We start from the raw sequence: 4,988 nt of genomic DNA on the forward strand, positions 1-4,988 counted from the left end.
GGCCCGGCCACTGCGGGGCCGTGCCCGGCCCGCCGCCGTGGGGGAGCGGCGGGTGGGGATTGCGGGGTGCGCTGGACTCCGGCCGATCGGTCATCGTGTTCCCCGATGCGCGAAATGGGCGAGGTGTCCCTGACTATGACACTTCGCCACCCCGGAGCGGTATCCCCCGCCCGGCCGGGAGGGCGCGGTCTGGCAGGCTTGGCGGTCGTGAGCACAGACGGTCTGATCGTGGTCGACAAGCCCGCCGGCATGACGTCGCACGACGTGGTGGCGCGGATCCGGCGGCTGGCGCGTACCCGGCGGGTGGGCCACGGGGGCACGCTGGACCCGATGGCCACCGGGGTGCTGGTGATCGGCGTGGGCCGGGCCACCCGGCTGCTCACCTACGTGATCGGCGCCAGCAAGAGCTACACCGCGACGATCCGGCTCGGCCAGGCCACGGTCACCGACGACGCCGAGGGCGACGTGATCGCCACCGCGTCCACCGTGGGCGTCACCGACGACGCGGTGCGGGACGCCCTCGCCGCGCTCACCGGCGAGATCGACCAGGTGCCGAGCGCGGTGAGCGCCATCAAGATCAACGGCCAGCGGGCGTACAAGCGGGTGCGCGAGGGGGAGAGCGTCGAGTTGCCCGCCCGCCGGGTCACCATCTCCCGGCTGGACGTGCTGGCGATCCGCCGGGACACCCCGGACGTGGTGGACGTGGACGTGGACGTGACCTGCTCGTCCGGGACGTACATCAGGGCCATCGCCCGGGACGCGGGCCTGGCGCTCGGGGTCGGCGGCCACCTGACCGCGCTGCGCCGCACCGCGGTCGGCGGCTTCCCGCTGGCCGAGGCGGCCACCCTCGACGAGCTGGAACGGCGCGCGCCCGACGTGGTCAACCTGCCGCTGGACGCCGCCGCCGACCGGTTCTTCCCGCGCCGGGACGCCACGCCGGACGAGGCGAAGATCCTCTCCCACGGCGGCCCGCTGGACCCCGCCGGCATCACCGGCCCGTACGCGGTGTTCGGTCCCGAGGGCGGGTTGATCGCTATCGTCAGCGAGCGGGACGGCCGGGCCCGCGCGGAGATCGTGCTGGCCCCGGCCTGACGGCGGCGGCGCGGAGCACCTGGCGAGCAGGGGAGGAGCGAAAATGCAGCGGTGGCGGGGGTACGAGGCGGCACCCGGCGGTTGGGGCCGCTCGGTGGTCACCATCGGCGTCTTCGACGGGGTGCACAAGGGGCACCAGGCCACCATCGGGCACGCCGTGGCCCGCGCCCGGGAGCTGGGCGTCAAGTCGGTGGTGGTCACCTTCGACCCGCACCCGGCCGAGGTGGTCCGGCCCGGCGCGCACCCCGCCGTGCTCACCGAGCCGGCCCGCAAGGCGGAGCTGATCGAGGCCCTCGGCGTCGACGTGCTCTGCGTGGTGCCGTTCACCCCGGAGTTCTCCCGGCTGCCCGCCGAGGCGTTCGTGCACGACATCCTGGTCGAGCACCTGCACGCCGCGCTGGTGGTGGTCGGCGCCAACTTCCGGTTCGGCCACAAGGCGGCCGGGGACGTGGCCCTGCTGGAGCGGCTCGGCCGCACCTTCGGCTTCGCCGTGCAGGGCGCGCCGCTGGTCGCCGAGGCGGGAACGGTCTTCTCCTCCACGTACATCCGCTCCTGCATCGACGCCGGCGACGTGACCGCGGCGGCGGCCGCGCTCGGCCGCCCGCACCGGGTGGAGGGCGTGGTGGTCCGCGGCGACCAGCGGGGGCGCGAGCTGGGCTATCCCACCGCCAACCTGCTCTGCCACCGGTACGCGGCGGTCCCCGCCGACGGGGTCTACGCCGCCCGGCTGATCCGCCGCGGCCGGGAGCCGCTCGCCGCGGCCGTCTCCATCGGCACCAACCCGACCTTCTCCGGACGGGAGCGCCGGGTGGAGGCCTACGCGCTGGACTTCACCGGCGACCTGTACGGCGAGCGGCTGGCCCTGGACTTCGTGTCGCACCTGCGGGAACAACGGACGTACGACTCGGTCGAGCCGTTGGTGGCCCAGATCGCCGAGGACGTCGAGCGGACCCGCCGGGCGCTGGGCTGAGGCCGCCCCGGGGGCGTGGCGCGGCCCTTCACCGGGCGGTACCCGACCGGGCTGGTAGTCTGGCAGGGACGTCGGCTGACCGACGCGGGGCCTCGCGTGCCTGCACGACGCCGCGGGTGCGAGGAACCGGTCCGTCCCCAGGTCACTCCGACCACTCCGACGGACCTCATCGAACGACCCACGAAACAGGGAGAACATGGCGCTCGACCAGGAAGCAAAGGCCAAGATCCGCGCGGAGTACGCGACCGCCGAGGGCGACACCGGTTCGCCGGAGGTGCAGGTCGCGGTCCTCACCAAGCGGATCGCCGAGCTCACCGAGCACCTGAAGGTGCACAAGCACGACCACCACAGCCGCCGTGGGCTGCTGCTGCTGGTCGGCCGTCGCCGTCGGCTGCTCAACTACGTCCAGAAGAAGGACATCAACCGCTACCGGTCGCTCATCGAGCGGCTCGGCCTGCGCCGATGACGTGACGGGGGAGTGGCCTACGGCCGCTCCCCCGCTCCGGTAAGACAGAAGAACAGGGCCGCGCGACCACCCGACAGGGAGCCGGTCAGCGTACCGGTCTCCGGTAGTGGCCCCCGGGCACCCCGGCATCATGCCGGCCACCCGGGCGCTTCGATCGAAGACCGGCCGTCTGAGCAGCTCCGGTGTCGTGGCCCACGACGCGAAGGAGCACCATCGCACATGACCGAGACCAACCTCGGCACCGAATCCCGCACCGCCGTGATCGACAACGGGTCCTTCGGCACCCGGGAGATCACGTTCTCCACCGGCCGGCTGGCCCGTCAGGCCGCCGGCTCCGTCATCGCCCAGCTGGGTGAGACGGTCGTCCTCTCCGCCACCACGGCCAGCAAGCAGCCGCGGGAGTCGTTCGACTTCTTCCCGCTGACCGTGGACGTCGAGGAGCGGATGTACGCCGCGGGCCGGATCCCCGGCTCGTTCTTCCGCCGCGAGGGCCGGCCCAGCGAGGACGCGATCCTCACCTGCCGGCTGATCGACCGGCCGCTGCGCCCGTCCTTCGTCAAGGGCCTGCGCAACGAGGTCCAGGTCGTCGAGACCGTGCTGGCGCTCGACCCGCAGCACCCGTACGACGTGGTGGCCATCAACGCCGCCTCGATGTCGACCAAGCTCTCCGGCCTGCCGTTCTCCGGCCCGATCGGGGCCACCCGGATGGCGCACGTCGACGGCCAGTGGGTCGCCTTCCCGACCTACGAGGAGCTGGAGCGGGCCACCTTCGACATGGTGGTGGCCGGCCGTGCCCTGCCGGACGGCGACGTCGCGATCATGATGGTCGAGGCCGAGGCCACCGAGCACACCGTGAAGCTGGTCGCCGGCGGGGCCACCGCCCCGACCGAGGAGGTCGTCGCCAGCGGCCTGGAGGCCGCCAAGCCGGCCATCCGGGAGCTGTGCCGGGCGCAGGGCGAGCTGGCCGAGGTCGCGGCCAAGCCGGTCGCCGAGTTCCCGATCTTCCTGGACTACCAGGACGACGCGTACGACGCCGTGGCCGAGCTGGCCCGCGCCGACGTCGCCGAGGCGCTGAAGATCGCCGGCAAGCACGACCGCGAGGAGGCCCTGGACCGGGTCAAGGCCAAGGTCGCCGAGGAGCTGGCCCCGCGCTTCGAGGGTCGGGAGAAGGAGCTCTCCGCCGCCTTCCGCTCGCTGACCAAGTCCGAGGTCCGCAGCCGGGTGCTGCGCGAGCAGGTCCGCATCGACGGCCGCGGCCCGCGCGACATCCGTCCGCTGACCGCCGAGGTCGGCGTGCTGCCGCGGGTGCACGGCTCGGCGCTGTTCGAGCGGGGCGAGACCCAGATCCTGGGCGTCACCACGCTCAACATGCTGCGCATGGAGCAGTCGCTGGACACCCTCTCCCCGGAGAAGTCCAAGCGCTACATGCACAACTACAACTTCCCGCCGTACTCCACCGGCGAGACCGGCCGGGTCGGCTCGCCGAAGCGGCGCGAGATCGGCCACGGCGCGCTCGCCGAGCGGGCGCTGATCCCGGTGCTGCCCTCGCGCGAGGAGTTCCCGTACGCGATCCGCCAGGTCTCCGAGGCGCTCGGCTCCAACGGCTCCACCTCGATGGGGTCGGTCTGCGCCTCCACCCTGGGCCTGCTGTCGGCCGGTGTGCCGCTGAAGGCGCCGGTCGCCGGCATCGCCATGGGCCTCATCTCCGACGAGGTCGAGGGCAAGACCCAGTACGTGACGCTGACCGACATCCTCGGTGCCGAGGACGCGTTCGGCGACATGGACTTCAAGGTCGCCGGCACCCGGGACTTCGTCACCGCGCTGCAGCTCGACACCAAGCTCGACGGCATCCCGTCGGACGTGCTGGCCGCCGCGCTCCAGCAGGCGCACGAGGCCCGGCAGACCATCCTCGACGTGATGCAGTCGGCGATCGAGGGCCCGGCCACGATGAGCGACTACGCGCCGCGGGTCACCACCGTCAAGATCCCGGTCGACAAGATCGGCATGGTGATCGGCCCGAAGGGCCAGACCATCAACGCCATCCAGGACGAGACCGGCGCCGAGATCTCCATCGAGGACGACGGCACCATCTACGTCGGCGCGACCAACGGCCCGTCGGCCCAGGCCGCGGTCGAGCGGATCAACGCGATCGCCAACCCGACCCTGCCGAAGGTGGGCGACCGCTTCCTCGGCACCGTGGTGAAGACCGCCGCGTTCGGCGCCTTCGTCTCGCTCCTGCCGGGCCGTGACGGCCTGCTGCACATCTCCAAGGTGGGCGACGGCAAGCGGGTCGAGAAGGTCGAGGACTTCCTCAACGTCGGCGACAAGGTCGAGGTGGAGATCGCCGACATCGACCAGCGCGGCAAGATCTACCTGGACAAGGTCCGCCCGGAGGGCGCCGAGGCGCCGGCCGCCGGTGAGGCCGCGGGTGGCGAGCGTCCGGCCGGCCGGGACCGCGGT

At 72.7% G+C, this 4,988-nt stretch carries 4 protein-coding genes; all 4 read left to right on the forward strand.

Annotated elements, in window-relative coordinates:
* Positions 1-135 precede the first annotated feature (135 nt).
* On the forward strand, positions 136-1,092 hold the full coding sequence (truB, locus tag ACWEVO_RS29870; protein ID WP_452310812.1) for a tRNA pseudouridine(55) synthase TruB: 957 nt from the start codon (positions 136-138) through the stop codon (positions 1,090-1,092).
* A gap of 43 nt (positions 1,093-1,135) precedes the next feature.
* A complete protein-coding gene (locus ACWEVO_RS29875) occupies positions 1,136-2,062 on the forward strand; it encodes a bifunctional riboflavin kinase/FAD synthetase (RefSeq protein WP_452310813.1) in 927 nt (308 codons plus the stop codon).
* Positions 2,063-2,258: 196 nt separating this feature from the next.
* Positions 2,259-2,528: a 30S ribosomal protein S15 gene (rpsO, locus tag ACWEVO_RS29880; RefSeq protein WP_043962418.1), complete on the forward strand. Its 270-nt coding sequence runs from the start codon at positions 2,259-2,261 to the stop codon at positions 2,526-2,528.
* 219 nt (positions 2,529-2,747) lie between these two features.
* Positions 2,748-4,988: polyribonucleotide nucleotidyltransferase (locus ACWEVO_RS29885; RefSeq protein ID WP_452310814.1), on the forward strand; the 2,241-nt coding region annotated here is incomplete at its 3' end.

This window comes from Micromonospora sp. NPDC003776 (assembly GCF_053605645.1).

Bases quoted from the DNA above. Each gene is read 5' to 3' on its own strand.
- truB (WP_452310812.1), top strand. From the start codon at position 136: ATGACACTTCGCCACCCCGGAGCGGTATCCCCCGCCCGGCCGGGAGGG.
- ACWEVO_RS29875 (WP_452310813.1), top strand. From the start codon at position 1,136: ATGCAGCGGTGGCGGGGGTACGAGGCGGCACCCGGCGGTTGGGGCCGC.
- rpsO (WP_043962418.1), top strand. From the start codon at position 2,259: ATGGCGCTCGACCAGGAAGCAAAGGCCAAGATCCGCGCGGAGTACGCG.